The organism is Acetobacter cerevisiae (assembly GCF_001580535.1).
Taxonomy (GTDB): domain Bacteria; phylum Pseudomonadota; class Alphaproteobacteria; order Acetobacterales; family Acetobacteraceae; genus Acetobacter; species Acetobacter cerevisiae.
The window spans coordinates 1-3,082 of the sequence record NZ_LHZA01000055.1 but is presented as its reverse complement, the minus strand read 5'-3'; the positions used below and the strand labels follow the sequence as shown (position 1 = coordinate 3,082).

The 3,082-nt window shown below is 54.7% G+C and carries 4 protein-coding genes; 1 reads left to right on the top strand and 3 read right to left on the bottom strand.

Annotation, left to right across the window (positions count from 1 at the left end; genetic code table 11):
* Window positions 1–417 (bottom strand): hypothetical protein, encoded by a 417-nt coding sequence (locus AD928_RS00480; RefSeq protein ID WP_062247391.1) that lies wholly within the window; start codon window positions 415–417, stop codon window positions 1–3.
* A 114-nt stretch (window positions 418–531) separates the two neighbouring features.
* On the opposite strand from AD928_RS00480, the gene AD928_RS00475 reads away from it, so the two are divergent.
* Window positions 532–801, top strand: a complete 270-nt coding sequence (locus tag AD928_RS00475) for an HU family DNA-binding protein (protein WP_025826565.1) — start codon at window positions 532–534, stop codon at window positions 799–801.
* A 102-nt stretch (window positions 802–903) separates the two neighbouring features.
* Here the strand turns inward: AD928_RS00475 and AD928_RS00470 are convergent, their stop codons facing one another.
* Together AD928_RS00470 and AD928_RS14605 are read right to left on the bottom strand one after the other, a co-directional pair.
* Window positions 904–2,139: an MFS transporter gene (locus AD928_RS00470; RefSeq protein ID WP_062247389.1), complete on the bottom strand. Its 1,236-nt coding sequence runs from the start codon at window positions 2,137–2,139 to the stop codon at window positions 904–906.
* Window positions 2,140–2,236: 97 nt separating this feature from the next.
* Window positions 2,237–2,791, bottom strand: coding sequence for a DUF2142 domain-containing protein (locus tag AD928_RS14605; protein WP_167347323.1), 555 nt, complete (start codon window positions 2,789–2,791; stop codon window positions 2,237–2,239).
* Window positions 2,792–3,082 lie beyond the last annotated feature (291 nt).

Genomic DNA, 3,082 nt, shown 5'->3' with positions numbered 1-3,082 from the left:
TCACGACACAAAATGCAACTGTAGTGCTAAAAGAAGGGGCAGGGGTTTGAGCGGTCCGAAGACGCTGTCATTGGCAAAAAGAATGTAAGGGGCGTCCTTGGCGAGTCCTTTTTCCAGAAGAAATTGCCAGGCACCAAAGTCCAGCCCGCCATTTGGCCGTCTCCAGGCATGAATACCGTGTTTTTTGCAAAAATTATTTGTGTTTTCATGAATAGCTTCTGCACCAGAGAGAATAATATGCAGAGTGACACCACACTTTAACAGGTTTTTGAGGTAAAAGCGGGTGTGAAGAGGGAGGTTCCCATCAGGAACATAACAGGCAAACAGGCAGACTGTCCCTGCGGGCAAAGGGGCGGATGGCGCCCTTTCAACCTGTTTTTTGGTGATGCCTGCGGGAAAAATCGAAACTGATTGCATTTTTAATTTGGTTTTTTCGGTGAAATATGACTATCAAGCCGCGAGTGTTGCTGGTTATAGTAGCCGAAGAATTGTTACTCACATAGTTCTGTCTGAAGGGGAGTTAAAGTCTCAATGAGCAAGGCCTTTATTGCTGCGGTGATCCAGGATTCGATCAACTGCACCGGCGTTGCCGCCAATCAGGCTGCCAACGACCTTCTTGATGCGATTGTAGAAGAATTGAAGCGTGAGGGTGGGTTTACCCTTCCGTCTTTCGGAACATTTACAGTGCGCAAGACAAAGGCGCGTAAAGCCCTGAATCCGCGGACGGGTGAGCCTGTAAAAGTGAAGGCCGGTAAAACGGTGCGCTTTAAAGCCAGCCCCAATCTGAAAAAAGCAGTCTGAGTATTTTTTACTCAGTCTGATGCTTTTGAAAACAGTTCTAAGGTTTCCTTAGAGCTGTTTTTTTTGGCCTTTTTCAGGGGAGGGGCTGCCCTTTCCCGCCGGTTAATCGGGTTTGATATCATCCAGACGATCAAGTTTCCGCAGGCCTGGGAAAAACGCCATCCACAGAGCGGTAATGACCAGCGTGCCAATGCCGCCCACCACCACCGCGGGAACAGCCCCGATAGCGCTGGCCAGCATGCCACTTTCAAACTCCCCCAGCTGGTTTGATGACCCAATAAACAGCATGTTCACGGCGGAGACGCGGCCGCGCATCTCGTCCGGCGTGCCAAGCTGGACCAAAGCACTTCGCACCATCACGCTGATAACGTCTGCTCCGCCAAGCACGGCTAGTGCTGCAATGGAAACCGGAATGGAGCGGGAGAAGCCAAAAACAATGGTGGCAATCCCGAAGATCATGACCGAGACAAACATCCATCGCCCAGCATGGCGGCCCAGCGGGTAACGGGCCAGAATGGTGGCCACCAGCAATGCGCCAATGGCAGGGGCCGCGCGCAGCAATCCGAGCCCCCACGGCCCTGCATGCAGGATATCCGTGGCAAAGAGCGGCAGCATGGCAGTGGCGCCGCCCAGTAGCACGGCAAATAGATCCAGCGAGAGTGCACCCAGCATGGTGGGTTTGCGGCGCAGGAAAGAAATGCCACCGAACACAGCTGCCAATGTTGCGGGTTGCCGCGCACGGGCTGGGAAACGGAATTTCATGCTGGCTGTGGCCAGAGCCGCAACGGCAAAGCCTGTGCCGCAGAGCGCGTAACAGACGCCAGCTCCCAGACCATACAGCAACCCACCCAGAGAGGGGCCGGCAATGGAGGCCACCTGAAACAGAGAGGACGACAGCGCCGCCGCGCGCGGGAATAAGGACGCAGGCACAAGTGAGGGCAGAAAGGTCTGCTGGGCAGGCATTTCAAAAGCCCGGCAGATGCCAAACAGGGCCACCAGACCATAAATCATGCCGGGTGCCAGAAAATGCGCAAAGGAGGCCAGCGCCATGAAGGCGGCAGCAAAGGCTTCGATAGCCTGACAGGTGATGACAATGCGCCGGCGGTCGTGCTGGTCTGCTGCGTGCCCTGCCGGGAAAATAAAGGCCACCATGGGTAGAAACTGGGCAAGCCCCACAAAGCCGAGTGCCGCTGCACTATGTGTGAGCGCATAAACCTGCCACCCGACAGCAACAGCCTGAACCTGAGAGGAAAACGCCCCAAGTGTGCGGGACGTGAGGGCCGCAGCAAGACCGGGCTGGGACAAAAGAGGCGTGGCGGCTGCCGGATGATCTTCCATGGGAACGAGTCATAACAGGCAGCACAGGCAAAGGCCTATCCCTGTTGGGACCGCTTTCTTTTAAATAATACGAGAGCTTTGGAAGGGGCTACCAGTTTCAGGGGGTAATATAATACCGCTGTAAAAGCACACCAATCATTTCGTGTGAGGAAAACAGGAACAGGCCACCCAGTATGGTTAGGGATGCGCAATAGCAGAGCGTCGATGCCTCCTGCTTCTCGTTGCCGTTAAGTGCATAGGCAAAAAGCAACGTGGGGATTAGAAAATAGCGTCCCTGCACGCCGCCGATGGTGGTCGGTGCATCGTCACTCCATGTGATGAGCATGGCGAAAAAAATCAGCAGAAACGAGACCAGAACCGCACATCCAAGGCTGAGACGAGCCTGCCAGTTGTTGCGAAATGCAGTGAAGGGGCTGGATAGAACTGCCAGCACGATAAGAGCTGCGGTAAGGATCCAGGGGTATCGAGCCATCCAAGACGACCAAGGAACGTCGTCAGGTAATCGACCTGAACCGTATGCAGCCCAAGCGTATGAAAAAGGATTTTGAAAAAAGACCAGGGATGCAGGACGTAATGCACCGCTCTTTCGGAGGCGGAGGTTGCGGGGAGTGGCAGCTTGAAAACCGTGGTCTTGAGAGACAGAATTGTCCATGAGACGGTAAAAAGGCTGGCAATTGTTCCGGCGATGAGACTTGTCTTGCGGTGGGTGGAGGCTGCGCTCAGAAATATGAGTCCGAGTAGCGGCAGGGCATGTTGGCGGCAGGATGTGACGAGCGTCACGGAGACAGCAAATAGAATCAGCAAGCGCAGCGGCGCTTTGTCCCGATCCTGCGTGATCCGTAAGAAGCATCACTCCTGCCTGAAGGGTGGTCCACGCTCTCATGCACGCCCCAACCAGACAACCCCGTCTTCTTTGCCCGCTAGAGCGTTTTCCTCTCAATCT

What these genes read in the sequence shown, in the direction of transcription:
- AD928_RS00480 (WP_062247391.1), bottom strand. Translation starts at nt 417, where the DNA reads ATGCAATCAGTTTCGATTTTTCCCGCAGGCATCACCAAAAAACAGGTT.
- AD928_RS00475 (WP_025826565.1), top strand. Translation starts at nt 532, where the DNA reads ATGAGCAAGGCCTTTATTGCTGCGGTGATCCAGGATTCGATCAACTGC.
- AD928_RS00470 (WP_062247389.1), bottom strand. Translation starts at nt 2,139, where the DNA reads ATGGAAGATCATCCGGCAGCCGCCACGCCTCTTTTGTCCCAGCCCGGT.
- AD928_RS14605 (WP_167347323.1), bottom strand. Translation starts at nt 2,791, where the DNA reads ATGGACAATTCTGTCTCTCAAGACCACGGTTTTCAAGCTGCCACTCCC.